Source organism: Pengzhenrongella phosphoraccumulans (genome assembly GCF_045689905.1).
Taxonomy (GTDB): Bacteria; Actinomycetota; Actinomycetes; order Actinomycetales; family Cellulomonadaceae; genus Pengzhenrongella; species Pengzhenrongella phosphoraccumulans.
Genome location: NZ_CP144210.1, coordinates 4,437,117 through 4,463,017, shown reverse-complemented (window position 1 = coordinate 4,463,017; position 25,901 = coordinate 4,437,117). Strand labels below are relative to the sequence as shown.

Sequence of the window (25,901 nt, the reverse complement as noted above, 5' to 3'; positions counted from 1 at the left end):
ACCGATGGCCACCCAGACGCGGGTCACGGTCGACGCCCGCCCGGGAGCACCTTCTCCTGGGCGGGCGGAGCCGCGCCGTCAGGCATCGGTGGCGGACCGGTCCGTCCACCCGCTCGCCTGGTGGGCCTGGGCCCTCGGGCTGTCCGTCGCCATCACCCGCACGGCCAACCCGCTGGTGATCGGCCTGCTGCTCGCGGCCACGATCCTCGTGGTCGTGGTGCGGCGGGACGACTCACCGTGGGCCCGGGCGTTCGGGGCGTACCTCGTGCTCGGAGCGGTGATCATCGTCGTTCGCGTGGCCTTCTACGTGCTGGTCGGGATCAAGGCGGGCGGACCGGTGCTCGTCGACCTGCCGACCGTCGCACTGCCCGGCTGGGCCGCAGGCGTCGACCTGCTCGGGCCGGTCCACCTGACCGGGCTGCTCGCAGCGGTGTACGGCGGGCTTCGGCTCGCGGCCCTGATCATCTGCTTCGGCGCCGCCAATGCGCTCGCCAACCCCAAGCGCGCCCTGCGCTGCCTGCCTGCCTCGTTGCACCACGTCGGCACGGCGGTCGTGATCGCCGTGACGGTCACCCCGCAGCTCGTCTCGTCCGTCGTGCGGGTGCGCCGCGCGCAACGGCTGCGTGGCCAGGACGACCGTGGCCTGCGTTCCGTCCTGACCTGCGCGCTGCCCGTGCTCGCGGACTCGCTGGAACGCTCGCTCGCCCTGGCCGCCTCGATGGACTCGCGTGGGTACGCCCGGTCCGCCCCCGGTCGCAGCGACGCGCGGATCACCGCCGCGCTGCTCATCTCGCTGCTCGCCGCGGCCCTGGGCACGTACGGCCTGCTCGATGGCACGACGCCGGGCTGGCTCGGCCTCCCGCTGCTCGTCGCCGGGGCGCTGATCGCCGTCGGCGGATCGGTGCTCGCCGGGCGCCGGGTCCAGCGCACCCGCTACCGCCCGGACCCGTGGCGCACCCAGGAGACCGTGATCGCCGCGTGCGGAGCGGGGGTCGCGCTGCTCCTGGTCGGCGTGCTCGGGACGGACCCCGCCGGCCTCGACCCGTCGCTGAGCCCGCTGCGCTGGCCGAGCGTGCCGCCCGTCGCTATCGTCGCGGCCCTGCTCGCAGCCGTCCCCGCCCTGCTCGGCAGCACGGGCCGCGCGCCCACCCGCTCCGGGGGTGGGCGATGATCGCGTTCGAGCACCTCGGCGTCACCTACTCAGGCCAGTCACGGCCCGCGCTGCGCGACGTCACCGTGCGCGTCGACGAGGGCGAGCTCTGCCTCGTCGTCGGCCCGACGGGGGCCGGCAAGTCGACGCTGCTCCAGGCCGCGTGCGCTCTGGTCCCGCACTTCACGGGCGGGCTGCTGACCGGCCGGGTGCTCGTGGACGGACGGGACACCCGCGACCACCGACCGCGCGACCTGGCCGACGTCGTCGGTGTGGTCGGGCAGGACCCGCTCGCCGGGTTCGTGACCGACTCCGTCGAGGACGAGCTCGCGTACGGCATGGAACAGCTCGGACTGTCGCCGGGGGTCATGCGCAAGCGCGTCGAGGAGGTGGTCGATCTGCTCGGGCTGGGCGACCTGCGCGGCCGCCCGCTCGCCGACCTCTCGGGCGGCGAGCAGCAGCGCGTCGCACTCGGAGCCGTGATGACCAATCAGCCGCGCATCCTCGTGCTCGACGAGCCCACCTCGGCGCTCGACCCGGCGGCGGCCGACGAGGTCCTCGCCGCCATCACCCGGCTGGTGCACGACCTCGGCGTGACCGTCCTGCTCGCCGAGCACCGCCTCGAGCGGGTGGTGCAGTACGCCGACCGGGTCATCAGCCTGGCCGCGGACGGCCGGGCGGTGGCCGGGAACCCGGCCGAGGTGCTCGCCGGCTCGCTCGTCGTGCCCCCGCTCGTCGAGCTGGGGCTGCTGGCCGGATGGGACCCGCTGCCGCTGTCGGTGCGCGATGCCCGACGGCGCGCGGCGCCGTTGCGCTCCCGGATCGAGCGGTCGCCTGCCGCGGTGGCGGTGCCGGCACAGGGACGGTCGCCGGCCCCACCTGCTGGCGTCGCGCCCTCCGGCACCCCTGCTGGCGAGCTCGCCTCCCCCGCCGGTCCCCCGCTGCTCGTCGCGCGAGACCTGCACGTCCGCCACGGGCGGGTGCACGCCGTGCGCGGGGTCGACCTCGAGGTGCGTGGTGGCGAGGTGGTGGCGGTCATGGGTCGCAACGGCGCCGGGAAGTCCTCCCTGCTCTGGGCCCTGCAGGGCTCCGGGCCCCGGTCGGGCGGCTCGGTCCGGATCGTCGCGCCGACCGGTGCGGTCGACCCGGCCACGCTGCGCCCCTCCCAGGCGCGCCAGGTCGTCACGCTGGTGCCGCAGACGCCGTCGGACCTGCTGTACCTCGAGACGGTGCGGGCCGAGTGCCTCGCCGGGGACGCGCAAGGGCGCGCCGACGACGGCTCCACGGCACGGCTGCTGGCCCGGATCGCCGGTCCGGTCAGCGCGCAGGCGCATCCCCGGGACCTGTCCGAGGGCCAACGGCTGGCGCTCGTGCTCGCCGTCCAGCTGGCCGCGGGGCCGCCGGTGCTCCTGCTGGACGAGCCGACGCGGGGCCTGGACTACGCCGCCAAGCGGCGCCTGACCGAGGTCCTCGCCGAGCGCGCCGCGGCCGGGGTCGCCGTCGTGCTCTCCAGCCATGACGTCGAGTTCGTGGCCGGGTGCGCCAGCCGCGTGGTCGTCCTGGCCGACGGCGACCTCGTCGCCGACGGGACCGCGCGCGAGGTGCTGGTCGCCTCGCCCGTGTTCGCGCCCCAGGTCGCCAAGGTGCTCGCACCGCTCGAGCTGCTCACCGTCGACGCCGTGCGCGCCGCGCTGGGAGCGAGCGCGTGACGCCGGGCCAGGATCCGGTGGCGCAGGTCCCCGCGGTTCCCCTGACTCTTCGCACGGCGTTGGTCCTCGCGCTCGCGTCGGTCGTCGGCGTGCTGGCCTTCGGCTGGCCGCTGCTGATCGACCCGACCGCGGCGCTCGCGCAGGGCACGGATGCGCCGATCGTGCTCGCCGGGGTGCTGGTCGCGGCGCTCGCCGTCGTCTTCGTGACGCTGAGCGACGGCGGGATCGACGTCAAGGCGATCGCCATGCTCGGCCTGCTGTCCGCCGTGGGGGCGGTGCTCCGGCCGCTGTCGGCCGGGACCGCCGGGGTCGAGACGGTGTTCCTCGTCATCGTGCTCGGAGGGCGCGCCTTCGGTCCGGGCTTCGGTTTCGCGCTCGGCTCGACGACGCTGTTCGCCTCCGCGCTGCTCACGGGCGGCGTCGGCCCGTGGCTGCCGTTCCAGATGCTCGGCGCGTCGTGGGTGGGCCTCGGCGCAGGGCTCCTGCCCGGTCGGTGGCGCGGGCGCCGCGAGGTGGTCGCCCTGGCCGCCTACTCCGCCCTCGCCGGGATCGGGTACGGGCTGGTGCTCAACATGTCCTGGTGGCCGTTCCAGCTCGGCGGGGGCACCGCGCTGTCGTTCGTCGCGGGTGATCCCGTCATGGACAACCTTCGACGGTTCTGGTTCTTCAGCATCGCGACCTCGCTCGGCTGGGACCTGGGGCGCGCGGTGACGACCGCACTCGGCGTTCTCATCGTCGGGCGGCCCGTTCTGGCACTGCTGCGGCGCGGCGCGACGCGCGCGGTTTTCGGGTCGCCGACGGGCCTGTCTGACGCCGAAAACCTGCTCCGAACAGGCACTTGATCGGCCCCGACACGCCGATGGAGAAAAAGTCGCCTCAGGTCCCGCCAGCCCCCTCGAACACCACATATAGTGGTGCCCCGGAAACGAATGACCACAAGTTGTGGTTCAGAACACATCGGATCCGTTCGAGGGAGATGGCATGAGCAAGACGTCGCAGGCAGCCGGGCAGACCGGGACGAACGGTGGCGAGGGCACCCGGAATCCGGCGCTGACGATCGGTCGCGTGTTCACCACGGCCGGCATCCATCCCTACGACGAGATCGTCTGGGAGCGTCGCGACGTCGTCCAGACGAACTGGAAGTCGGGCGAGACGATCTTCGAGCAGAAGGACGTCGAGTTCCCGAAGTCCTGGTCGCTCAACGCCGCCACCATCGTCACGACCAAGTACTTCCGTGGCGCCGTCGGCTCCGAGACCCGCGAGTGGAGCCTCAAGCAGCTCGTGGACCGGGTCGTGCACGCGTACACGAAGGCGGGGGTGGACAACCACTACTTCGCGACCGACGCCGACGCCGAGATCTTCGAGCACGAGCTCACCTGGATGCTCGTGCACCAGGTCTTCTCGTTCAACTCCCCGGTGTGGTTCAACGTCGGGACGCCGTCGCCCCAGCAGGTCAGCGCGTGCTTCATCCTGGCCGTCGACGACACGATGGACTCGATCCTCAACTGGTACCGCGAGGAAGGCCTGATCTTCAAGGGCGGGTCCGGCGCAGGCCTGAACCTCTCGCGCATCCGCTCGTCGAAGGAGCTGCTCTCCTCCGGCGGAACCGCGAGCGGCCCGATCTCCTTCATGCGCGGCGCCGACGCGTCCGCGGGCACCATCAAGTCCGGTGGCGCCACGCGCCGCGCGGCCAAGATGGTCGTGCTCGACGTCGACCACCCCGACATCGAGGAGTTCGTCGAGACCAAGGCCCTCGAGGAGGGCAAGATCCGCGCCCTGCGCGAGGCCGGCTACGACATGGACCTCGGTGGCAAGGACATCATCAGCGTCCAGTACCAGAACGCCAACAACTCCGTCCGGGTCAACGACGAGTTCATGCACGCGGTCGAGAACGGCACCGGGTTCGACCTCAAGGCACGCCAGGACGGCCGCGTCATCGAGACCGTCGACGCCAAGGGCCTGTTCCGGAAGATCTCGCAGGCCGCCTGGGCCTGTGCCGACCCGGGCATCCAGTACGACGGCACGATCAACGACTGGCACACGAGCCCCGAGTCGGGCCGCATCACCGCGAGCAACCCGTGCAGCGAGTACATGCACCTGGACAACTCGTCGTGCAACCTCTCGTCGCTCAACCTGCTGGCGTTCCTGCGCGAGGACGACACGTTCGACACCGAGCGGTTCGTCAAGGCCGTCGAGCTGATCATCACCGCGATGGACATCTCGATCTGCTTCGCCGACTTCCCGACCGACGCGATCGCCGAGACGACCCGCGCCTTCCGCCAGCTCGGCATCGGCTACGCCAACCTCGGCGCGCTCCTGATGGCGACCGGGCACGGCTACGACTCCGAGGGTGGGCGCGCGCTCGCCGCCTCGATCACCTCGCTCATGACCGGGACCGCCTACAAGCGCTCGGCCGAGCTGGCCGCCGTCGTCGGGCCGTACGAGGGGTACGCCCGCAACTCCTCGGCGCACGAGCGGGTGATGCACAAGCACGCAGACGCGGACGCCGCGATCGTCACGATGAGCACGATGGACGGCGAGATCCACGCGGCCGCGACCGCGCAGTGGGCCGACAGCCTCGCGCTCGGCGCGGTCAACGGCTGGCGCAACGCCCAGGCGAGCGTGCTCGCGCCCACCGGGACCATCGGCTTCATGATGGACTGCGACACCACCGGCATCGAGCCGGACTTCTCCCTGGTCAAGTTCAAGAAGCTCGTCGGTGGCGGTTCGATGCAGATCGTCAACCAGGCCATCCCCCGCTCGCTCAAGCAGCTCGGGTACACCGACGAGACCATCGAGGCGATCGTCGAGTTCGTCGCCGAGAACGGCCACGTCGTGGACGCGCCCGGCCTCCAGCCGGCGCACTACGAGATCTTCGACACCGCGATGGGTCGGCGTTCGATCGCCCCCATGGGTCACGTCAAGATGATGGCGGCCGTCCAGCCGTTCCTGTCGGGGGCCATCTCCAAGACGGTGAACATGCCCGAGAGCGCCACGGTCGAGGAGATCGAGGAGATCTACTACGAGGGCTGGAAGCTCGGCCTCAAGGCGCTCGCGGTGTACCGCGACAACTGCAAGGTCGGTCAGCCGCTGTCCGACAGCAAGGACGCCCCGGCTGAGCAGTCGACCACCGCGAGCCGGGCCCTGGACGCCGCGAACGCCCTCGCGGCGAACGCTCCGGTGCGGCCCGTCCGCCGTCGCCTCCCGAAGTCCCGCCCGTCGATCACGACGTCGTTCACCGTCGGTGGCGCGCAGGGCTACATGACCGCCGGTTCCTACCCGGACGACGGTCTCGGTGAGGTCTTCCTCCGCCTGGGCAAGCAGGGCTCGACCCTGGCCGGGGTCATGGACGCGTTCTCCATCGCGATCTCGATCGCGCTGCAGCACGGGGTCCCGCTCGAGACGTTCGTGCAGAAGTTCACCAACCTGCGCTTCGAGCCGGCCGGCATGACCGATGACCCGGACGTCCGGATGGCGCAGTCGATCATGGACTACATCTTCCGGCGGCTGGCGCTCGACTACCTGCCCTACGAGACGCGGGCCGGCATGGGGATCCACACGACCGAGGAGCGCACGCGCCACCTCGACACCGGGTCCTACGAGTCGCTCGAGAACGACGATCTCGAGTCGATGAACCAGACCACCGGGTCGGCGCTCGACCCGGCTCCGGCCGCTCCCGCGGCCAAGGCGGCACCCGCCGTTCACGCCCGGCCGGCGATCCACTCGTCGACCGAGCTCTACGAGCTGCAGCTGGGTCGCACCGCCGACGCCCCGCTGTGCTTCTCCTGCGGTATCAAGATGCGCCCGTCTGGCTCGTGCTACGTCTGCGAGGGGTGTGGTTCCACCAGCGGCTGCAGCTGAACCTGGGCCGGTAGTTGTTGTCCCCTGATCCCAGCCTGAGGCCCGGAGAGCATCGCGCTCCCCGGGCCTCATGTCTGTGTCGGGCCCCTCGGTTGGCGCTGCTTGCTCTCAGGGGCAGGGGGCCAACCGACAGTCGCCCGCCCGTTTGCGTCCCGTGCTCCCGCGCGAGCCGGGATACTCGCGACATGACACGCACCGCTCGGCGCGCCCTGGTCCTGCTGCTGGTCGGCGTCGGCGGGGCGGCGACCTCCGCCTGCGGACCGTCCGACGCGCCGCGGGCCGGCGACGGCGTGCAGGAGAGGGGGGAGAGCCTGGAATACCCCCTGGTCGAGGGCGACGTGATCTTTGTCGACCCCACCCGGCCGCTCCCGGCGAACGTCCGCAACGACATCAGGTTGACGAGCCAGGAAGTCGTGGACGCGGCGCCGGCCGCCGATGGCCCGGTCGAGGGTGACCCCGGTCGAGCGGTGGCGATCGCCGTCTCGCAGAAGGCTGCGTGGGCCGAGGACGCCACCGGACGAGAGATCAGCATCGTGTACCGCGTCTGGGGAGCTCCCGACGTGGACGGCTCGCCCGGTACGCCGCAGTGGCTCTGGGCGGCCACCAAGGGCGCACCCCAGACGGCGATCGCCGACAAGGCCACGCGCGTCGCTGAGGTCACCGCATTCGTCGCGACCCAGGACGACCCGACCGCGTGGGAGATCATCGTCCTCACGTGAGAGCCGCGGTCTGAGACGACTCGTCAACTAGTGGAGTAGTCGCAGTGTTCTTGGCTCGGCGCTCCGAGCAGGCCGGGGCAGGGGCACCGCGCGCCGTAGCATGAGGCGACCGGGCGCAGACCACGCCCACGCGTCGGCCGGATCGAGTACCTGCTCTCCGGCGTGAACCGCTCAAGGGAGAACCAGTGACCAGCACCGCCCCCATCACGCGCGCCGAGCTCCTCCAGATCGTCGACCACACCCTCCTCGCCCCGCAGACCACCGCGGCCCAGGCCAGCGAGTTCATCGCCGAGGCGCAGCGTCTCGGCGTCAGCGCCGTGTGCCTGTCCCCGTCCGCGCTGCCGGTGAGCGCTGCCGGGCTGCGCGTCGTCGCCGTGTGCGGGTTCCCGTCCGGGAACCACCACACCGAGATCAAGCGCGCCGAGGCGGCCCGGTCGATCAGCGATGGCGCCGACGAGATCGACATGGTCATCAACCTGGGGCTGGTCGCGGCCGGGGACTGGGCCGGTGTCGAGGCCGACATCGCGGCCGTACGCTCCGCGGTGCCGGCGCCCCACCTGCTCAAGGTCATCATCGAGTCCGCGCTGCTGACCGACGAGCAGATCGTCGGATCCTGCCGCGCGGCCGAGTCCGCTGGGGCCGACTTCGTCAAGACGTCGACCGGTTTCAACCCGGCCGGCGGTGCGAGCGTGCACGCCGTCGAGCTCATGGCCAAGACCGTCGGTGGGCGCCTCGGGGTCAAGGCCTCCGGCGGGATCCGCACGGCGGCGGCTGTGCAGTCGATGGTCGACGCCGGCGCCACCCGCCTCGGACTGTCGGGCACCGCCACGATCCTCGCCGAGCTGGACGGCGCGTCGACCGACGCGACGCCCAGCTCCGGCGGCTACTGAGCAGGGTTCGACCTGTCGGGCTAGATCTCGTCCGAACGGATCCGCTCGGCGTCGGTCTCGACGCCCTCGTCGGTGTTCGTGAAGCCCTCGCCCGAGACCGAGCCCGGCTCGTCGAGCCGGTCGGACCGGAATCGGTCGGCCTCGGTCTCGGTGCCCGGGTCCGCGTTCACCGCGAGCCCGGCCGCCTCATCGAGGCCGGCTGACCTGAGCCGATCCGCATCGGTCTCGGTGCCTGGATCCGTGTTCGTGAACCCCGAGACCGATTCGGGCTCGTCGATCCCGGCGGAACGGAACTTGTCCGCCTCGGTCTCGTCCTTCAGGTGCCGGGGAAGGTCGGAATCTTCATGGGCCACCATGGCGCACTCCTTCGTGTGTGGTGCAGAGCAGTAGTTCGACCGTAGCCCCGCACCCGAGCCCTCCGCGAGGCCACAGTCCTACCTGGAATGTCCGCGAACCAGGTCGAACGGGACAGTGACGATGCCGACGCGGGTGCGCACGTGGTAGCGCGTGCGCCCCTTCTTCTCGATGAAACCCCGCTGCCCGGAGAACCTGCCGCCCCCGCCCAGCACGACCAGGGTCCCGATCGGCAGGTGAACCGTCTGCCCCGCACCCGAGGCCGTGCCGGAGCCGGCCGTCTGGGCCGCCGTGTGCAGCCGCGCGAGCTCGGCTCGGTACGACGCCGGCATCGTGATCTGGCTGCCATGGAGCTTCCAGGTGATCAGGTGGGCCGGATCGAACGTCGGGCTGCAGCGCAGGCACGACGTGGGCCGGGCCGGGCGACGGTGCCGGGTGACCTCGTGCCCGCGCGCGCACTCCCCCACCCACGGCGCCGGCGGGCGGGGTGCGCTCGCACTCACGCACCGCCGGCCGTCGCCGCCGATCCCCCGCGCGGTCGCGCGCCAGACGGCGTCGTGCGCGTGGCCCGGACCGGTCAGCGCGTGGGCGATCTCATGCAAGATCGTCTCGCGCACGAGCTCCGGCGGGTGCAGAGCCGTGAGCACCCGACTCAGGCCGATCTCCCGGCGGTCGTAGCGGCACACACCCGCGCGCGTCCGGGCCCGGTCGAAGACGAGCTGCCAGCCCGCGAGCTGGTGATGCTGCATGAGGTCGGTCGCCAGCCGGCGTGCCTCGTCGATGTCCATCGTGCCTCCTGCGGTCCGCACCGAATGTCGTGCGCGAGACGCTAGAGGGGGCCACCGACATCGGGGACGATCGAGCTCGGCGGCCGAACCGGACGCACGGGCACCGTGGCGCCGACGCCATCGGGCATCAACGCGTGGGGCGAGGACCCTGCGGGCGCGACCGACGCTCGGCGTCACGGGCCGCGACCCGCTCGTCCTCGGTTCGGACGTCCGCCTGGATCGCGCGCTCGCGCACGAGCCACGCGGGCGGCTTCTGGCCCAGCTCGACGATCTCGGACGTCGTCAGCGGCTCGGTGACCCCGCCCCGGACGAGACCGGCGATCGAGACGCCCAACCGGCTGGCGACGAGCTCGCGCGGGTGGGGGCCGTTCTCGTGCAGCTCCTTGAGCCACTCGGGCGGCGTGGTCATGAGTGCCGCCAGCTCGGATCGGGTCACTGCCGGGGCGTCCCGGAAGGACGCCGGAGCGGCTGCTGGGTGGATGCCCAGCTTCTTCGCAGCCGTCACCGGCTTCATGGTCTGCTGAGTCTTGGCCGAGGTCATCCGTTCATGATATCCGTGCGCCTCGCCTAGCCTGGGACCACGCGGTGCTATCCGAGCCCGGCGTGAGCGAGGAGCGGGCCGTGGACGTCGACCTGGTGAGGCTGCGCTATTTCGTCGCCGTCGCCGAGAACCTTCATTTCGGCCGGGCCGCGGCGGCGTTGCACGTCGCCCGCCCCACGCTGAGCCGGGCGATCCTGGAGCTCGAGGCCGAGCTGGGCGTCGAGCTGTTCGTGCGCCCGTCCGAGACGACCGTGCTCACCGACGCCGGTCGCGCGCTGCTGGACGACGCGCGGCTCCGGCTCGCCGAGGACGACCTCGCGGGCCTCGAGGCGAGCGGACCCGAGGACGGCGGCGAAGCGTTCACGATCGGGATCACGCCCGGGGTGACGGTGTCGAAATGGACCCGCGTCTGGGCCGACCGGATGCCGCACCTGCCGTTGAAGGTGCTCCGGACCGACGTCGACGACCAGGTCAGAGCCCTGCACGACGGGCGCGTCGACGTCAGCTTCGTGCGGCTCCCCGTCGACAAGACCGGCCTGAGCACCATCCCGCTGTACTCCGAGGTCGCCGTCGTCATGGTCCCGAAGGACCACGCCGCCACGGTGCTCGACGCCGTGTCGGTCGCCGACCTCGTCGACGAGCACCTGCTCCAGGACCCCGACACCGTCCCGGAGTGGCGGGATGCCGCCGCCACGGCACGCACCGTCGAGCGTCGGCCCCTGCCGGACATGCGGACCACGGCTGACGCGGTCGCGCTCGTCGCCGCCGGGATCGGCATCGTGATCGTCCCCCAGTCCGTCGCGCGGCTGAACCACCGCAAGGATGTGACGTATCTCCTTGTGGTCGACGTCGCCCCCTACCCCGTGGCGCTGGCGTGGCTGGCCGAGCACACGACCGGCGAGATCGAGGAGTTCATCGGGATCGTGCGGGGCCGTTCGGCCCAGAGCTCGCGGACAGCGCCGGGCCCCGCTCGCGAGCAGGGTGCCCGATCGACCGGGAAGCCGGCCGAACGATCGGCGGAGCGCGGTGGCGGGAAGCCCCGGTCCGCGGGCGGCGCTGCCGGACGCAAGGGATCTACCCCCGGCCGACTGGCGAAGGCAGCCCCGAAGTCCCGCCGCGGCCGCCCGTCCCACTGACCAGTTCGAGAGGGCGGGGGGCTACCTTTCGCTGCGGACGGCGTGGGCTAGGCGCTCGAGCAGCGTCGTCAGGGCGTGGCGGTCGTCCGGCGACCAGTCGGCGAGCAACCCGTCCAGTCGCGCGCCGCGGAACTCCCGGGCCCGGCGGGCGAGGACCGTGCCGTCGGGGGTGAGCACGAGGTTCGCCCGGCGACCGTTGATCGCGCTCGGCACCTTGACCAGGACGCCGGCGCCGACCGCCCGGTCGACCAGCCGGCTCGCGGTCGACGGGCGCACGTCGAGGCGCTCGGCGACCAGGCCGACGCCGATCTCGCCGTCGGGCAGGGTCGGGCCCTCGACCACCGCCTCGACCACCAGCAACGTCGAGAGCTCGACGGACGCGGCGCCGTCGGGCACGGCATCGGGCGCGGTCCAGAAGTGCCGCAGCGCGATCAGCGCTCGGTCAAGTCGGTCGCGGTCGGGGTTCGCCATGTATGTACAGTACACATATGGAAATCGACCCCACCCCCACCGCAGCTCGTGCGACCCCCTGCCCCGTCCTCGTCACCGGAGCGACCGGGAACGTCGGGTCCGCCGTCCTGGCCGAGCTCGTCGCCGCGGGCGTCCCGGTGCGGGCGGCGGTCCGGCCCGGGGGCCGGACGGTCGAGGGGGTCGACTGCGTGCCGCTCGACCTGACCGACCCCTCGACCTGGGCGGACGCGTTCGCGGGGGTGCGCACGATGTTCCTCGTCCGCCCGCCCGCCCTCGGCAACGTGAAGCGCGATCTGCTGCCCGCGCTCGCCGCGGCCCGCGAGCACGGGGTGGCGCACGTCGTCTTCCTGAGCCTGCAGGGCGCCGAGCGCAACCCGGTCGTCCCCCACGCCACGGTCGAGAAGTGGCTACGCCGGTCCGGGCTGACGTGGACGTTCGTGCGGCCGTCCTTCTTCCACCAGAACCTCAGCACGACCCATGTCAGCGACATCCGCGACCGCGACGAGATCGTGATCCCGGCGGGTCGCGGACGGACCGCCTTCGTCGACGTGCTCGACGTCGCAGCGGTGGCCGCCCAGGCGCTCGCCCACCCGGACGAGCACCGCAACCGCGCCTGGACGGTCACGGGCCCGCGAGCGGTGACCTACGCCGAGGTGGCTCAGATCCTTTCCGGGGAGCTCGCGCGCCCCATCCGGTACGCCCGGCCCGGCGCGCTCGGGTACATGCGCCACGCCCGCCGCGCGCTGCGGATGCCGTGGGCCATGGTCGCGGTCACCCTCGCGATCTACACCAGTGCTCGGCTCGGGCTGGCGGCGGGCCTGTCCGACGACGTCCGCACGGTCCTGCGTCGCGATCCGATCGACTTCGAGACCTTTGCCCACCGCGAGGCAGCCATCTGGACCCCCCGACCCGCCTGACGTCGCGGTCCTGGTCGGGATCTGCGAGCCAGAGGCGCGGATCCCGACCAGAACCGTACGGAGCGGAGGCGGCCGGTGGGTCAGGCGGCCGTCATCGCGCCCGTCATGATGGCGACCGCCTCGTTCGGGGTGTGCGTCTGCGGGGTGATGACCGCGGCGCGCTTGCCCAGCCGCTGGATGTGGATCCGGTCGGCCACCTCGAACACCTGCGGCATGTTGTGGCTGATCAGGATGACCGGCAGACCACGGTCGCGCAGGTCCTTGACGAGCTGGAGCACCTGGCCCGACTCCCGCACGCCGAGCGCCGCCGTCGGCTCGTCGAGGATGACGACCTTCGAGCCGAACGCCGCGGCCCGTGCGACGGCGACAGCTTGTCGCTGCCCGCCGGACAGGGTCTCGACCGACTGGGTCATGCTCTGCAGGGTCGTGATGCCCAGGGACAGCACCTGCTCCTTGGACCTCGTTCGCATTCCCTTGTGGTCGAGCATCCGGAACACCGAGCCGAGGAGGCCGGACCGGCGCTCCTCGCGCCCGAGGTAGAGGTTGCTCGCGATGTCCAGCGCGGGCGAGACCGCGAGCGACTGGTACACGGTCTCGATGCCCGCCGCCCGGGCGTCCTGCGGGCGGTGGAACGTCATCGGCTCGCCGTCGAGGAGCAGCTCCCCGCTGTCGGGCGTGTAGGCCCCCGACAGGCACTTGACCAGCGTCGACTTGCCGGCGCCGTTGTCCCCGATGATCGCCAGGACCTCGCCCGGGTAGAGCTCGAGGTCGACGCCGTCGAGCCCGACGACGCGCCCGAACGTCTTGACCAGGCCCCTGGCCTGGATGACGGGGGTGCGGGTGATGGCTTCGGTGCTCATGCGTGTCCCCTCCGGATCCACTGGTCGAGCGAGACAGCAACGATGACGAGGACGCCGACGGCGAGGGTCTGGTAGAGCACGTCGAGCCCGGCCAGCGAGAGCCCGTTGCGGAACACCCCGACGATCAGGGCACCGAGCAGGCTCCCCCACACCGCTCCGCGGCCACCGAACAGGCTCGTCCCGCCGATCACCACGGCGGTGATCGAGTCGAGGTTGGCCTCCGCCCCGGCGTTCGGGCTGGCGGCGTTGATACGGCCGATGAGGATCCACCCCGCGACGGCGAAGGTCGAGCCGGCCACCACGTACACGCTCAGCAGCACCCGGCTGACGGCGATGCCCGCGAGGCGCGCCGCGTCCTGATCGTCGCCGACCGCGTAGACGTGCCGGCCCCAGGCCGTCTGGCCGAGCGCGAATGCGATGACCGCGTAGAGCAGGATCATCAGCAGCACGCCGATGGTGATGCGGACCTGGCCGAGCGAGAAGGTCGTGCCCGTCCAGGTGAGGATGGCAGGCAGCTCCGCGCCGCGCACGGTCGCCCCCTTGGAGTACAGGAGCGTCAGGGCAAGGAAGATGTTGAGGGTGCCGAGGGTGACGATGAACGGCGGCAGCTTGAGCCGGGTCACCAGGAGCCCGTTGACCATCCCCGCAAGCAGGCCGACGGCCAGCCCGAGTGCGAGCGCGATCGGTCCCGGGACGCCGTTGGTCGCCGCGGTCTGGGCCATCACCATCGAGCTGAGCACCATGATGGCGCCGACGGACAGGTCGATCCCGGCGGTGAGGATGATGAGCGTCTGCCCGACGGCGAGCGCCCCTACGACGGCGACCTGCTGCGTGATCAGGGAGAGGTTCTCCGGCCGGATGAACCGGTCGTTGAGGAACCCGAAGACCACGATCGCAACGACGAGAACGAGGGCGGGGCTCAGCGCGGGGTACTTGTGCAACGTGTTCTGGATGCGCCCGCCGAACGTCTGACGGTCGAGGAACTCCTCGGCGGGGTCGTGCTCCTGGGGCGGCGCGCCAGCGGCTGCCGGTTGGATCGTCACGTGTCCTCCTGGACTGCGGGATGGTCGGTCGTGCCGGGTCGGCGCCGGTTCCCGGCGCCGGACGGGGGCTGGTGGCGCGACGTCACCGTCGGCACCACCAGCCCCGCGGGTGTCAGCCCCAGCAGATCGCTTCGGCAGCCGTGGTGTCGATGCTGTCGACGCCGGCAACCGGCTTGTCCGTGACCAGAGCCACGCCGGTGTTGAAGAAGTCGAGGCCCTCGGACGTGGTGGGCTTCGTGCCGGACTTGACCAGCTCGGCGATCGCCTTGACGCCCTCCTCAGCCATCTTGACCGGGTACTGCTGGGCGGTCGCGCCGATGATGCCGTCCTTGACGTAGCCGACGCCGGCGCAGCCGCCGTCGACCGACACGATGGTCACGCCGGACTCCTTGCCGGCGCTCTTCAACGCCTGGTAGGCGCCGTAGGCGGCCGGCTCGTTGATCGTGTAGACGAGGTTGATGTCCGGGTTCTTCGACAGGCAGGTCTCCATGGCGGTCGTGCCGCCGTCCTCAGCGCCCTGCGTCGGCTCGTTGCAGACGATCGTGTACTTGCCACCGCTGTAGGTACCAGTCGGGGCCTCGTCGCCGTTCACCTTGGGGTCGGCGGTGTCGATGCCCATCCCCTCGAGGAAGCCCTGGTCGCGGTTGTAGTCGACCGAGACGACCTTGTCGTTGAACAGGTCGAGCATCGCGATCGTGGCGTCCTTGCCGGCGAGCGTGCCTGCGGCCCACTTCCCGATCAGTGTGCCGGCCTCGAAGTTGTCGGTCGCGAACGTGATGTCGACGGCGCTCGCCGGGTCCGGCGGTGTGTCGAGGGCGATCACGAACAGGCCGGCGTCGCGGGCCTTGTTCAGTGCGTCGACGACGCCGTTGCCGTTGGGCGTGATGAGGATGCCCTTCTGGCCCTGCGAGATCGCGTTCTCGATGGCCTGGATCTGGGTGTCCTCGTCGCCGTCGGCCTTGCCGGCGGCGAGCGTGAGGTCGACCCCTGCGGCGTCGGCGGCCTTCTTGGCGCCTTCCTGCATCGCGATGAAGAACGGGTTCGTCGTGGTCTTGACGATCAGCGAGACGCCGATCTTGTCCGACGACGAGCCGGAGCTGGCCGTGGTGCCTGTGGTGTCGGAGGACGACGAACAGGCCGTGAGGGAGAGCGCGGCCACAGCGGCGATGGCGACAGCGGTGGGGCGGAGGTGGCGCATGCGCGACACAGCGGTGAGGGTCATCGTTGAGCTCCTATGAGTTGAGGCACGTCGTGCCTGACAACGTTGTCAGGAGATTTCTACCCGGGCGTGGCGACTTCGTCAAGAGGTTGCTCGGCGAGATAAGGTCACAGAATGACAACGTTGTCCGGGCCACACCCCGAGAAACAGCCGATCCGACGACGCGCCACCATGCGCGACGTCGCCGCGCTCGCGGGCGTCGGGATCAAGACAGTGTCACGGGTCGTCAACCACGAGGAGGGCGTTTCACCCGCCCTGGTCGAACGGGTTCGTCAGGCCGCGCAGGCGCTGAGCTTCCAGCCGAACCTCGCCGCGGGCAACCTGCGGCGATCCGACCGTCGCGCCCAGAGCATCGGGCTGCTGCTCGGGAGCGTCGCGAACCCGTTCGGGGCGGCGATCCATCGGGCGGTCGAAGATGTTGCGGTCGGGCGGGGGGTGGCCGTGTTCTCGGCGAGCATGGACGAGGACCCTGCACGCGAGCGTCAGCTCGTGGCGGCGTTCACCGCGCGGCGCCTGGACGGCCTGATCCTCACCCCGATCTCCACCGACCAGAGCTACCTGCGCAGCGAGAGCGAGACCGGAACCCCCATCGTCCTGGTCGACCGACCCGCCGTCGGGATCGAGGCCGACTCCGTCACCGTGGACAACATCGCAGGTGCGAAGCAGGCGACGGCCCATCTCATCGCGCACGGCCACCGCGCGATCGCCTATCTCGGTGACCTCGCCCAGCTGATCACGGCACGCCAACGGCACGTCGGCTACCTTCGTGCGCTCGGCGCCGCCGGCATCCCCACCGGGTCCGCCCGGGCCATCGACGACCTGCACAGCGAGGAGGCCGCCGAGGCCGCGGTCCGGGAGCTGTTCGCGAGCGAGAACCCGCCGACGGCGCTGTTCACGAGCCAGAACCTCGTCACGGTCGGCGCGATCCGGGCGCTGCGCGCGCTCGGGCTGGAGCACACGATCGCCGTCGTCGGCTTCGACGACTTCCAGCTGGCCGACCTGCTGGAGCCCGCGGTGACCGTGATCGCCCAGGATCCAGCCCGCATCGGGCACCTCGCGGCCGAGCGGCTCTTCGATCGCCTCAGCGGAGACACCTCCCCCGCCGAGGCGATCGTCGTGCCGACCCGGTTGATCACCCGCGGCTCGGGCGAGATCGGCGGACGGGGCCGCTCCTGACGAAAGACCCGGGCCGCCCGCCCAGTTCCCGACCGCCCCGCCCGGTCCGAGCCCGCTCGTCCGAGCAGTTTCGAGACGGGCGGTGACAACGTTGTCAGCACGCGCTACTCTCCCGGGATGACTCAGCCGGGAGTGACGACGGGACTCTTCGGCTCGTCGCCGACCGTCGAGCTCGCGGTCGGTGGTGACCGCATCCGGATCGCTCTGCTCGGTGCGACGCCGCTGAGCTGGCTCGTCGATCTGCCGGGCGGACCGGCCGACGTCCTCGACGGGTACCAGGACGACGGCGAGCTCACCGCCCAGGACGGCGTGCGCAACGGCCTGATGGCACCGTTCTGCAACCGCGTCGCCGACGGGCGGTACACCTTCGACGGCCGCGTGCACGACCTGCTGCCCGGGGCAGCCGATCGGACCATCTACCACGGGCTGGTCCGCAGTCAGGAGTTCACTGTCGTTGCCACGGGGCACGACGAGGTCAGCGCCTGGGTCCGGCTCCGGTGCGACGCGTTGGCCGGCGGGCACGTGCCCGGATACCCCTTCGCCGTCGCGATCGAGGTGACCTACCGGCTCGCCGCGGGTGCGCTCGCGGTCGAGATCGTCGGGGCCAACGTCGGCGCGACCGCGGCGCCGTTCGCGGCGGGCTGGCACCCCTACTTCCGATTGCCCGGACCGACGACGATCGACCGTCTCCACCTGGATCTGGCGGCGCACGTGGCCATCGCCACCGACGCCGAGCTCATCCCCCGGTCGGGACCGCGCGCCTACCGCCCCCTGGCCGGCCACTGCCGCTGGGAGCCGATCGGCGCCGCCGTCGTCGACGGGGCGTTCGTCGGGTCGCCGGACGAGACGGGCACGATCCGCTCGGTGCTGCGCGACCCGATGACCGGCGTCGAGCTGTCCGTCTGGCAGGACCGCGGCCTGGTCCACGTGTTCACCGGGGACACCGTCGCCCGGGGCCGCCGCGCCTCGGTCGCGATCGAGCCGGTCGAGGTCCTGACCGATGCCTTCAACCGCCCCGACTGCGCCACGGCGATCCGGCTCGAGCCCGGCACACGGCGCAGCTTCCGGTTCGGGGTCGACCTGCGCGCCACGACCCCTCAGGTGGTCTCGAAGATGTAGCCCATCCCCGGCTGCGTGATGATGTGCCGCGGGTGGGCCGGGTCCTGCTCGAGCTTGCGCCGCAGCTGCGCGGTGTAGACGCGCAGGTAGCCCGTCTCGGTCGTGTACGACGGGCCCCAGACCTCCTGCAGGAGCTGGATCCTCCCGACCAGCTTGCCGCGGTTGCGCACGAGGACCTCGATCAGCGCCCACTCGGTCGGGCTGAGCCGTACCTCCACCCCCGCGCGCAGCACCCGCCGTCGGGCGAGATCGATGCTGAGCTCGCCGGCCTCGACCACCGCCTCGGTGATGTCCCCCGGCGCCGCCCGGCGCACGGCCGCCCGCAGCCGGGCGAGCAGCTCGTTCATGGCGAACGGCTTGGTCACGTAGTCGTCCGCCCCGGCGTCGAGCGCGTCCACCTTGTCCTCGCCGTGCTGGCGGGCCGAGAGCACGACGATCGGCACGCGGCTCCATCCCCGGATGCCCGCGATGACCTCGAGCCCGGAGATGTCGGGCAGCCCGAGGTCCAGCAGGACGACGTCGGGGCTGGCACTCGCCGCGAGGTCGAGCGCTCCGGCGCCGTCGGGGGCGGTCACGACGTCCCAGCCGTGCGCGCGCAGGTTGATCGCCAGCGCGTGGACGAGCCCCGGCTCGTCGTCCACCACGAGGATCCTCGCCCCGGTCATGAGGCTCCCGCGATCGCCAGCGGGACCGTGAGCACCAGCGTCAGGCCCCCGCCGGGCGTGTCCTCCGCGCTCAGGTCCGCGCCGACCGCCGCGGCGAGCCCGTGCGCGACGGCGAGCCCGAGCCCGAGCCCGCCCGGAGTGCCGTTCCCGAGCCGCTGGAACGGCTCGAACATGCGCTCCTTGAGCTCATCGGTCAGGCCGGGGCCGGTGTCGACGACGCGCAGCTCGAGGCTGCGCTGCGTGGCCGACGCCGTCACCCGCACCGGCGACCCCGCGGGGGCGTGCCGCACCGCGTTCGAGACGATGTTGGCCACGACCCGCTCAAGGAGGCCCGGATCGGTGTGCACCAGCGGCAGCGCGTCGGGAACGTCGACCAGGACCTTCGCGGCCTCGAACTCCTCCACCGCGAGCGGCACGACCTCATCCATGCTGGTCGCGCGGAGGTCTGGGCGAACGCTCCCCGTCCGCAGCCGGGTCAGGTCCAGGAGGTTGCCGATCAGCCGCTCCAGGCGCGACGTGGCGTCGTTCACCGTCTCGACGAGGATCGCCGTGTCGGCCGCGCTGAGCCGGACCTCCGGCGAGACCAGACCGTCGACGGCGGCGCGGATCGTGGCCAGGGGCGTGCGCAGGTCGTGGGACACGGCCGAGAGCAACGCACTGCTCGCGGCCTCGGCCTGCTGGAGGGCGAGGGCTCGCTCGGCCCCTTCCCGCAGCCGGCGGTACTCGAGCACGAGCCCGGCCTGCGCGGCGAAGGCCTCGAGCACCCGGCGGTCGCTCGCGGGGAGCACCCGCCCGTGCAGGGCCAGGACGCGATGGGAGTCGATGGCGACCGTGGTCTGGGCCGCCTCCGGCGACAGCTCGGCATCCGTGCCCGCCGTGGCCAGCGCCCGCCAGGGCCCGCGGTCGGTGTCGCGCTCAAGCAGGGCTACCCCCGCGAGGTTGAACGTCTCCCGCAGGCGCGTGACCAGGGCCGCAGTCGTGTCCTCGCCCGAGAGCACCGACCGTGAGACCGCCGCGAGGGCCGAGGCCTCAGCCCGCGCCCGGAACGCCTGCGCAGCCCGGCGGGCGGCGAGGTCCACCACGGATGCCACACCGGCTGCCACCAGGACGAACACGGTCAGGGCCAGCGCGTTCTCAGGGTCGCCGATCGTGAGGCGACCCGTCGGTGGCGTGAAGTAGTAGTTGAGGGTCACGAAGCCCGTCACCGCGCTGGCGATGGCGGGCCAGAGCCCGCCCACGAGGGCGACGGCGACCGTGAGCGCGAGGAAGAGCATCAGGTCAGTCGGCAGCCCCACCTGCGTCCGCGGGAACAGCAGGACCAGTGTCAGGGCGACCGGGCCGAGCACCGCGAGCATCCAGCCGACCATCGTGCGCGCCTTGGGCAGGTGTGCGGTGCGGGTGGACGTGCGCCGACCCGCACGCGCGCGCTCGTGGGTGACAAGGTGGACGTCGATGCTCTCGGCGAGCCGGGCGATCTCCACCCCGTTGCTCCCCGAGAGCGCCTCGCGAAACCTGTTCCGCCGGGAGACGCCGACAACGATCATGGTCGCGTTGACGCCGGTCGCGAAGTCGACGACCGCGGCGGCGACGTCCTCACCGATCACGGTATGCAGCGTGCCGCCGAGCGACTCCACGAGGGTGCGCTGCGCGGCGATCGCCGTCGGCGGGGCGCTCGGCAGGCCGTCCGTGGCGAGCACGTGCACGGCGATCAGCTCGGAGCCCGCCGCGCGCTGGGCGATCCGGGCACCGCGGCGCACCAGGGTCTCGCTCTCCGGACCGCCGGTCACGGCCACGACGATCCGTTCACGCGCCGGCCACGGGTCCTCGATGAGGTGGTCCCGGCGGTAGGACAGGAGCGCATCGTCGACACGGTCGGCAAGCCACAGCAGCGCGAGCTCACGCAGCGCGGTGAGGTTGCCGACCCGGAAGTACGACGACAACGAGGCGTCGATCTGCTCGGCGCGGTACACCGCACCATGAGCGAGCCGACGACGCAGCGCGGACGGCGGCAGGTCGATGAGCTGGATCTGGTCGGCGTCGCGGACCACGTGGTCGGGGACGGTCTCGCGCTGCCGCACGCCGGTGATGGCCTCGACGTCGTCGTTGAGCGACTCGAGGTGCTGGACGTTGACCGTGGTGACGACGTCGATCCCGGCGTCCAGCAGCTCGTGCACGTCCTGCCACCGCTTCGTGTTCCGCGAGCCCGGGATGTTGGTGTGCGCGAGCTCGTCCACCATCGCCACCTGGGGTGCGCGCCGCAGCAAGGCATCGACATCGAGCTCCGTGAACTCCTTGCCCTGGTAGACGACCTCTCGCCGAGGCAGCACCTCCAGGCCGTCGAGCTGGGCCACGATTCCAGCACGCCCGTGCGTCTCCACCAGCCCGACGACGACGTCCGTCCCTCGCGCCGCGCGCCGATGGGCCTCGTCCAGCATGGCGTAGGTCTTGCCGACCCCGGGGGCGGACCCGAAGTAGACGGTCAACCGGCCGGGCCGAGGACTGGAGCTGGGATTCACCCCGCTATCCTCTCCAACGCGAGGTTGAGGCGGAGCACGTTGACCCGTGGCTCGCCGAGGACCCCGAGGGTGCGGGCCTGCGTGTTCGCCTCGACGAGCGCCGCGACGTCACTGACGGGCAGGCTCCTCGCGGCGGCAACCCGGGCGACCTGCAGCGCGGCGTAGGCCGGGGAGATCTCCGGGTCGAGGCCCGATGCCGAGGCCGTCAGCGCGTCCGGGGGAACCGTCGCCGGATCAATGCCTTCCCGGTCGGCGACCGCCTGCCGGCGCTCGGCCACCGTGGCCAGCAGGTCGGGGTTGGTGGGTCCGAGGTTGGACCCGGCGGACGCAAGCGTGTCGTACCCGTCACCGGCATTCGACGGGCGCGGCGCGAACCATGCGGGCCCGTCGAAGCTCTGACCGATGAGGGCCGAACCGATCACGCCGGACTCGCCAGGAGACGAGGCCCGCGCACCGGTGGAGGTCACCAGCGATCCGTTCGCCTGCCACGGGAAGACCAGCTGCCCGACGCCGGTCACCGCGAGCGGGTAGGCGATCCCGAGCAGCACGGTGAATCCCAGCAAGAGGCGCAGCCCGGCCCAGCTCTGGCGGAGGAACTGCAGGGAGATCGCGCCGACGGACGCGGCGGCGTGCGCGCGCCGTTCCGTCGGCGGGTTCGTCGACCCAATCGGTGACGGATTCGGTGACGGGGCGGTGAGGTCGATGGTCATTTCAGCCGATCCCGGGGATGAGCGAGACGAACAGGTCGATGAGCTTGATGCCGACGAACGGCGCGATGAGCCCGCCGACGCCGTAGATGAGCAGGTTGTGGCGCAGCATCACGGACGCGGCCGCCGGCTTGTACTGCACGCCCCGCAGCGAGAGCGGGATCAGGGCGATGATGATCAGCGCATTGAAGATGACGGCCGACAGGATCGCGGACTGAGGGCTCGACAGTCGCATGACGTTGAGCACCTCGAGCTGCGGGAAGACGAGCACGAACATCGCGGGCAGGATCGCGAAGTACTTCGCGATGTCGTTGGCGATCGAGAACGTCGTCAGAGAACCGCGGGTGATGAGCAGCTGCTTGCCGATCTCGACGATCTCGATGAGCTTGGTCGGGTTGGAGTCGAGGTCGACCATGTTCCCGGCCTCCTTGGCGGCCGTCGTACCGGTGTTCATCGCGACCCCGACATCGGCCTGCGCGAGCGCCGGTGCGTCGTTCGTCCCGTCTCCGGCCATCGCGACCAGTCGCCCCCCGGCCTGCTCGCGCCGGATGAGCGCGAGCTTGTCCTCCGGGGTCGCCTCGGCCAGCACATCGTCCACGCCGGCCTCGGCAGCGATCGCCCGCGCGGTGATGGCGTTGTCACCCGTGACCATCACGGTGCGGATACCCATCGCCCGCAGTTCGGCGAACCGCTCCGTGAGCCCGACCTTGACCACGTCCTTGAGGTGGATGACGCCGAGCACGCGGGCCGGACCTGATCCGAGCTGTTCCGCCACGACCAGCGGGGTCCCTCCTGAGCTGCTGATCGCATCCACGATGGCGGCCGTGTGCGCACCGGTGTGCCCGCCCGTGGAGCGCACCCACGCGGAGACCGCGGCAGCGGCTCCCTTCCGGATGTGCCGGACGCCGGTTTCGGGATCGCCGCCCACCGATCCGTCAGCGGGCAGGTCCAGGCCGCTCATACGCGTCCTGGCGGTGAACGGCACGAGCGTGGCGCCGACCAGCTCCCCGGTCTCGCGGGCCCGCAGCCCGTACTGGTCCTTGACCAGGACGAGGATGCTGCGCCCCTCGGGCGTCTCGTCGGCCATCGAGGACAGCTGCGCGGCATCGGCCAGCTCAGCTGCCTCGACGCCCTCGATCGGCAGCAGCTCGGCGGCCTGCCGGTTGCCGAGCGTGATCGTGCCGGTCTTGTCGAGCAGCAGGACGTCGACGTCACCGGCGGCCTCGACGGCGCGGCCGGACATCGCCAGCACGTTGCGCTGCACGAGCCGGTCCATGCCGGCGATCCCGATGGCCGACAGCAGCGCACCGATCGTCGTCGGGATCAGGCACACGAGGAGCGCGACCAGGACGATGAGCGACTGCCTGGCGCCGGAGTAGATGGCGAAGGGCTGCAGGGTCGCGACGGCCAGCAGGAAGATGATCGTGAGCGAGGCGAGCAGGACGTTCAGCGCGACCTCGTTCGGGGTCTTCTGGCGCTCGCTGCCCTCGACCAGCGCGATCATCCGGTCGACGAACGTGTGCCCGGCGGGGGCCGTGATCCGCACGACGATCCGGTCCGACAGGACGGACGTCCCGCCGGTGACCGCCGAGCGGTCGCCACCCGACTCGCGGATCACCGGCGCGGACTCGCCCGTGATCGCGGACTCGTCGACGCTCGCGATGCCCTCGATCACGTCACCGTCACCAGGGATGGTCTCCCCCGCCACCACGACGACGACGTCGCCGACGAGCAGGGAGGAGGAGCTCACCTCCGTCGTGGGCAGATCGGCGAGCACGCCGGACAGGTCCGGCTCGCCACGGGGCGCGACGACCTTGCGTGCGGTCGTCTGCCGCTGCGAGGCGCGCAGGCTCGCGGCTTGGGCCTTGCCACGGCTCTCGGCGACGGACTCGGCGAGGGTCGCGAACAAGACGGTGGCCCAGAGCCAGAGCGTGATCGAGATCGCGAACACGCTCGGGTCCAGGATCGACAGCACGGTGCAGCCGACCGCGCCCACCTCGACGACGAACATGACGGGCGAGCCGAACATCTCGCGCGGGTCGAGCTTGCGCACCGCCGCGGGCAGCGCCGCCGCCAGCTGACGCGGTCCGAGCGCCTGTCTCCCGCCTCGGGCCTCGCGCACCGGGGACGGGGCGCCGTCGTCGACGGCGAGGCCCGTCGGGTCCAGCTGGGTCGTGTTCATGAAAGAGCCTCCGCGATCGGGCCAAGGGAAAGTACGGGGATGTACGTCAGGCCGACCACCACGAGCACCACGGCCACCAGCAGACCCACGAACAACGGCTGGTAGGTGGGCAGGGTCCCGGCACTGGCCGGCACCGTCCTCTGGGTCGCGAACCGACCCGCCAGGGCCAGCACGAGCGCGATCGGCACGAACCGGCCAGCCAGCATCGCGATCCCGAGCAGGGTGTTGTAGAAAGGGGTGGCGACGGTGAGCCCAGCGAAGGCGCTGCCGTTGTTGTTGCCCGCAGACGTGAACGCGTACAGCACCTCGGACAACCCGTGCGCACCGGGGTTCAGGATCCCGGCCTGCCCAGCGGGCACCGCGATCGCGATCCCGGTGCCGATCAGCACGATCGCCGGAGTCGTCAGCACGTACAGCGCGACCAGGGTGATCTCGCGGCGACCGATCTTCTTGCCGAGGTACTCCGGGGTGCGCCCGACCATCAGCCCGGCGATGAACACCGCCACGATCGCCAGGATCAGCATCCCGTACAGACCCGACCCGGTGCCGCCCGGCGTGATCTCCCCGAGCTGCATGTTGAAGATCGCGAGACCGCCGCCCGCCGCGGTGAACGAGTCGTGCATCGAGTTGACCGCACCGGTCGACGTCGAGGTGGTCGACGCCGCGAACAGGGCACTGGCAGCCTCGCCGAAGCGGGTCTCCTTGCCCTCCATCGCAGCGCCCACAGCCTGAGGCACGAGCCCGGATCCGGACAGCTCGGCCCAGGTCAGCAGCGCCATGGCACCAGCCCACAGCGAACCCATCGTGGCGAAGATCGCCCACCCCTGGCGCCGGTCGCCGACCATCACGCCGAACGTCCGGGGCAGCGAGAACGGGATCACGAGCAGCAGGAAGATCTCGAGCAGGTTGCTCAGCGGCGTCGGGTTCTCGAACGGGTGGGCCGAGTTCGCGTTGAAGAACCCGCCCCCGTTGGTGCCCAGCTCCTTGATGGCCTCCTGGGAGGCGACCGGGCCGCCGAGCATCGACTGCGTCCCACCCGCGAGGGTCGTGATCTCGGTGTGGGCCGACAGGTTCTGGATCACGCCCATCGAGATCAGCACGATCGCCACGACGAACGAAGCCGGCAGCAGGATCCGCATCACCGTGCGGGTGAGGTCGGTCCAGAAGTTGCCGACCCGGCCGTCGGCCTGGGACCGCGCGAATCCGCGGATCAGGGCGACCACGACGGCGATGCCCACGGCCGCGGAGACGAAGTTCTGGACCGCGAGCCCGGCCATCTGCAGCAGGTGGCCCGCCGCAGCCTCACCGGAGTACCACTGCCAGTTCGTGTTCGTCGTGAACGAGACCGCGGTGTTCCACGCCCCGGCCGGATCCATTGGTGCGAACCCGAGTGACAGCGGAAGGTGGTTCTGCAGGCGCGCCATGCCGAAGAGCAGGAGGATCGACGCCAACGAGAAGCCGAGCACGGACAGCAGGTAGGTGCTCCAGCGCTGGTCGGCATCGGGGTCGACCCGCAGGGCGCGGTACCACACCCGCTCGACCCGCAGGTGCCTCGGGGAGGTGAACACCCGAGCCATGTACCCCCGAGGGGCACGTGCACTGCGGCCAGTGCCGCGATGAGGATCAGGATCTGGCCGACGGCGATCCAGGTAGCGCTCACCGGGTTCGGTCCGCTCGGATCAGAGCGAAGAAGAGATACACCAGGAGCGCCCCGGTGATCACGAGCCCGACCCAGTCCTCGCCGGTCACGGCCGGTCCAGCTTCCGGGCGACGATCGCCACTGCGGCGAAGAACGCCACAGTGAGCGTGATGAAGGCCAAGTCAGCCATGTCGAGCAACCTTCGACGACGGGCGGCCACCCACGGTCAGGGCGAGCCG

The 25,901-nt window shown here is 71.5% G+C and carries 22 protein-coding genes and 1 pseudogene; 10 read left to right on the top strand and 13 right to left on the bottom strand.

Features of this window, described 5'->3' with window-relative positions; translation table 11 throughout:
- Positions 1 to 4: 4 nt before the first annotated feature.
- The 6 genes from VTA80_RS20635 (at position 5) to deoC (ending at position 8,329) form a co-directional block, all read left to right on the top strand.
- The gene (locus VTA80_RS20635) at positions 5 to 1,171 is read left to right on the top strand and encodes an energy-coupling factor transporter transmembrane component T (RefSeq protein ID WP_407342933.1); all 1,167 of its coding nucleotides are present in this window, start codon (positions 5 to 7) and stop codon (positions 1,169 to 1,171) included.
- A complete protein-coding gene (locus tag VTA80_RS20630) occupies positions 1,168 to 2,859 on the top strand; it encodes an ABC transporter ATP-binding protein (protein ID WP_407342932.1) in 1,692 nt (563 codons plus the stop codon). Before VTA80_RS20635 ends, VTA80_RS20630 begins: the two co-directional genes overlap by 4 nt.
- Positions 2,856 to 3,701, top strand: coding sequence for an ECF transporter S component (locus VTA80_RS20625; RefSeq protein ID WP_407342931.1), 846 nt, complete (start codon positions 2,856 to 2,858; stop codon positions 3,699 to 3,701). Before VTA80_RS20630 ends, VTA80_RS20625 begins: the two co-directional genes overlap by 4 nt.
- A 139-nt stretch (positions 3,702 to 3,840) precedes the next feature.
- The gene (locus tag VTA80_RS20620) at positions 3,841 to 6,720 is read left to right on the top strand and encodes a vitamin B12-dependent ribonucleotide reductase (RefSeq protein WP_407342930.1); all 2,880 of its coding nucleotides are present in this window, start codon (positions 3,841 to 3,843) and stop codon (positions 6,718 to 6,720) included.
- 185 nt (positions 6,721 to 6,905) lie between these two features.
- Entirely contained in the window at positions 6,906 to 7,439 is a 534-nt protein-coding gene (locus VTA80_RS20615; RefSeq protein ID WP_407342929.1) for a hypothetical protein, read from the top strand.
- A gap of 185 nt (positions 7,440 to 7,624) precedes the next feature.
- The gene (deoC, locus tag VTA80_RS20610) at positions 7,625 to 8,329 is read left to right on the top strand and encodes a deoxyribose-phosphate aldolase (RefSeq protein ID WP_407342928.1); all 705 of its coding nucleotides are present in this window, start codon (positions 7,625 to 7,627) and stop codon (positions 8,327 to 8,329) included.
- 20 nt (positions 8,330 to 8,349) lie between these two features.
- On the opposite strand, the gene VTA80_RS20605 is transcribed toward deoC, so the two are convergent.
- The 3 genes from VTA80_RS20605 to VTA80_RS20595 all read right to left on the bottom strand — a co-directional run bounded on the left by VTA80_RS20605 (position 8,350) and on the right by VTA80_RS20595 (position 10,012).
- Positions 8,350 to 8,685, bottom strand: a complete 336-nt coding sequence (locus VTA80_RS20605; RefSeq protein ID WP_407342927.1) for a hypothetical protein — start codon at positions 8,683 to 8,685, stop codon at positions 8,350 to 8,352.
- Between the two features lie 78 nt (positions 8,686 to 8,763).
- A complete protein-coding gene (locus VTA80_RS20600; protein WP_407342926.1) occupies positions 8,764 to 9,471 on the bottom strand; it encodes a SprT-like domain-containing protein in 708 nt (235 codons plus the stop codon).
- Positions 9,472 to 9,598: 127 nt separating this feature from the next.
- Complete coding sequence (locus VTA80_RS20595; RefSeq protein ID WP_407342925.1) at positions 9,599 to 10,012, bottom strand: DUF5997 family protein; 414 nt, start codon at positions 10,010 to 10,012, stop codon at positions 9,599 to 9,601.
- An 80-nt stretch (positions 10,013 to 10,092) separates the two neighbouring features.
- On the opposite strand from VTA80_RS20595, the gene VTA80_RS20590 reads away from it, so the two are divergent.
- Positions 10,093 to 11,148: a LysR family transcriptional regulator gene (locus VTA80_RS20590; RefSeq protein ID WP_407342924.1), complete on the top strand. Its 1,056-nt coding sequence runs from the start codon at positions 10,093 to 10,095 to the stop codon at positions 11,146 to 11,148.
- Between the two features lie 21 nt (positions 11,149 to 11,169).
- Here the strand turns inward: VTA80_RS20590 and VTA80_RS20585 are convergent, their stop codons facing one another.
- Complete coding sequence (locus VTA80_RS20585; RefSeq protein WP_407342923.1) at positions 11,170 to 11,619, bottom strand: MarR family winged helix-turn-helix transcriptional regulator; 450 nt, start codon at positions 11,617 to 11,619, stop codon at positions 11,170 to 11,172.
- Between the two features lie 17 nt (positions 11,620 to 11,636).
- Between VTA80_RS20585 and VTA80_RS20580 the strand changes: the two genes are divergently transcribed.
- Complete coding sequence (locus tag VTA80_RS20580) at positions 11,637 to 12,536, top strand: NmrA family NAD(P)-binding protein (RefSeq protein WP_407342922.1); 900 nt, start codon at positions 11,637 to 11,639, stop codon at positions 12,534 to 12,536.
- A gap of 80 nt (positions 12,537 to 12,616) precedes the next feature.
- Here VTA80_RS20580 and VTA80_RS20575 read toward each other — a convergent pair whose 3' ends face one another.
- From VTA80_RS20575 to VTA80_RS20565, 3 genes are all read right to left on the bottom strand, one after another.
- Complete coding sequence (locus tag VTA80_RS20575; protein ID WP_407342921.1) at positions 12,617 to 13,396, bottom strand: ATP-binding cassette domain-containing protein; 780 nt, start codon at positions 13,394 to 13,396, stop codon at positions 12,617 to 12,619.
- Positions 13,393 to 14,439 carry an ABC transporter permease gene (locus tag VTA80_RS20570; protein WP_407342920.1) on the bottom strand — a complete coding sequence of 349 codons (1,047 nt, stop codon included), beginning with the start codon at positions 14,437 to 14,439 and terminating at the stop codon, positions 13,393 to 13,395. Before VTA80_RS20570 ends, VTA80_RS20575 begins: the two co-directional genes overlap by 4 nt.
- Before the next feature lie 112 nt (positions 14,440 to 14,551).
- Positions 14,552 to 15,637, bottom strand: coding sequence for a substrate-binding domain-containing protein (locus tag VTA80_RS20565; protein WP_407345829.1), 1,086 nt, complete (start codon positions 15,635 to 15,637; stop codon positions 14,552 to 14,554).
- A 192-nt stretch (positions 15,638 to 15,829) separates the two neighbouring features.
- Here VTA80_RS20565 and VTA80_RS20560 point away from each other — a divergent pair, with 192 nt between their 5' ends.
- Positions 15,830 to 16,834 carry a LacI family DNA-binding transcriptional regulator gene (locus tag VTA80_RS20560; protein ID WP_407342919.1) on the top strand — a complete coding sequence of 335 codons (1,005 nt, stop codon included), beginning with the start codon at positions 15,830 to 15,832 and terminating at the stop codon, positions 16,832 to 16,834.
- A gap of 117 nt (positions 16,835 to 16,951) precedes the next feature.
- On the top strand, positions 16,952 to 17,953 hold the full coding sequence (locus tag VTA80_RS20555) for an aldose 1-epimerase (protein ID WP_407342918.1): 1,002 nt from the start codon (positions 16,952 to 16,954) through the stop codon (positions 17,951 to 17,953).
- On the opposite strand, the gene VTA80_RS20550 is transcribed toward VTA80_RS20555, so the two are convergent.
- The 6 genes and pseudogenes from VTA80_RS20550 to kdpF all read right to left on the bottom strand — a co-directional run bounded on the left by VTA80_RS20550 (position 17,932) and on the right by kdpF (position 25,772).
- A complete protein-coding gene (locus VTA80_RS20550) occupies positions 17,932 to 18,618 on the bottom strand; it encodes a response regulator (RefSeq protein ID WP_407342917.1) in 687 nt (228 codons plus the stop codon). The two genes, VTA80_RS20555 and VTA80_RS20550, sit on opposite strands and share 22 nt — an antisense overlap.
- Positions 18,615 to 21,134 carry an ATP-binding protein gene (locus VTA80_RS20545; protein ID WP_407342916.1) on the bottom strand — a complete coding sequence of 840 codons (2,520 nt, stop codon included), beginning with the start codon at positions 21,132 to 21,134 and terminating at the stop codon, positions 18,615 to 18,617. Before VTA80_RS20545 ends, VTA80_RS20550 begins: the two co-directional genes overlap by 4 nt.
- Entirely contained in the window at positions 21,131 to 21,844 is a 714-nt protein-coding gene (gene kdpC, locus VTA80_RS20540; RefSeq protein ID WP_407342915.1) for a potassium-transporting ATPase subunit KdpC, read from the bottom strand. The genes VTA80_RS20545 and kdpC overlap by 4 nt, the downstream gene beginning before the upstream one ends.
- Before the next feature lies 1 nt (position 21,845).
- Entirely contained in the window at positions 21,846 to 24,023 is a 2,178-nt protein-coding gene (gene kdpB / locus VTA80_RS20535) for a potassium-transporting ATPase subunit KdpB (RefSeq protein WP_407342914.1), read from the bottom strand.
- Positions 24,020 to 25,683 (bottom strand): annotated as a pseudogene (gene kdpA / locus VTA80_RS20530) (potassium-transporting ATPase subunit KdpA). The gene kdpB and the pseudogene kdpA overlap by 4 nt, the downstream one beginning before the upstream one ends.
- Positions 25,680 to 25,772, bottom strand: coding sequence for a K(+)-transporting ATPase subunit F (gene kdpF, locus VTA80_RS20525; RefSeq protein WP_407342913.1), 93 nt, complete (start codon positions 25,770 to 25,772; stop codon positions 25,680 to 25,682). Before kdpF ends, kdpA begins: the two are co-directional and overlap by 4 nt.
- Positions 25,773 to 25,901 lie beyond the last annotated feature (129 nt).

Excerpts from the sequence above, each read along its gene's own strand:
- VTA80_RS20630 (WP_407342932.1), top strand. The coding sequence starts at position 1,168 with ATGATCGCGTTCGAGCACCTCGGCGTCACCTACTCAGGCCAGTCACGG.
- VTA80_RS20615 (WP_407342929.1), top strand. The coding sequence starts at position 6,906 with ATGACACGCACCGCTCGGCGCGCCCTGGTCCTGCTGCTGGTCGGCGTC.
- VTA80_RS20575 (WP_407342921.1), bottom strand. The coding sequence starts at position 13,396 with ATGAGCACCGAAGCCATCACCCGCACCCCCGTCATCCAGGCCAGGGGC.
- kdpB (WP_407342914.1), bottom strand. The coding sequence starts at position 24,023 with ATGAACACGACCCAGCTGGACCCGACGGGCCTCGCCGTCGACGACGGC.
- VTA80_RS20550 (WP_407342917.1), bottom strand. The coding sequence starts at position 18,618 with ATGACCGGGGCGAGGATCCTCGTGGTGGACGACGAGCCGGGGCTCGTC.
- VTA80_RS20595 (WP_407342925.1), bottom strand. The coding sequence starts at position 10,012 with ATGACCTCGGCCAAGACTCAGCAGACCATGAAGCCGGTGACGGCTGCG.
- VTA80_RS20620 (WP_407342930.1), top strand. The coding sequence starts at position 3,841 with ATGAGCAAGACGTCGCAGGCAGCCGGGCAGACCGGGACGAACGGTGGC.
- VTA80_RS20605 (WP_407342927.1), bottom strand. The coding sequence starts at position 8,685 with ATGGTGGCCCATGAAGATTCCGACCTTCCCCGGCACCTGAAGGACGAG.
- VTA80_RS20555 (WP_407342918.1), top strand. The coding sequence starts at position 16,952 with ATGACTCAGCCGGGAGTGACGACGGGACTCTTCGGCTCGTCGCCGACC.
- VTA80_RS20585 (WP_407342923.1), bottom strand. The coding sequence starts at position 11,619 with ATGGCGAACCCCGACCGCGACCGACTTGACCGAGCGCTGATCGCGCTG.
- VTA80_RS20580 (WP_407342922.1), top strand. The coding sequence starts at position 11,637 with ATGGAAATCGACCCCACCCCCACCGCAGCTCGTGCGACCCCCTGCCCC.
- VTA80_RS20560 (WP_407342919.1), top strand. The coding sequence starts at position 15,830 with ATGCGCGACGTCGCCGCGCTCGCGGGCGTCGGGATCAAGACAGTGTCA.
- VTA80_RS20565 (WP_407345829.1), bottom strand. The coding sequence starts at position 15,637 with ATGCGCCACCTCCGCCCCACCGCTGTCGCCATCGCCGCTGTGGCCGCG.
- kdpC (WP_407342915.1), bottom strand. The coding sequence starts at position 21,844 with ATGACCATCGACCTCACCGCCCCGTCACCGAATCCGTCACCGATTGGG.
- VTA80_RS20635 (WP_407342933.1), top strand. The coding sequence starts at position 5 with ATGGCCACCCAGACGCGGGTCACGGTCGACGCCCGCCCGGGAGCACCT.
- VTA80_RS20600 (WP_407342926.1), bottom strand. The coding sequence starts at position 9,471 with ATGGACATCGACGAGGCACGCCGGCTGGCGACCGACCTCATGCAGCAT.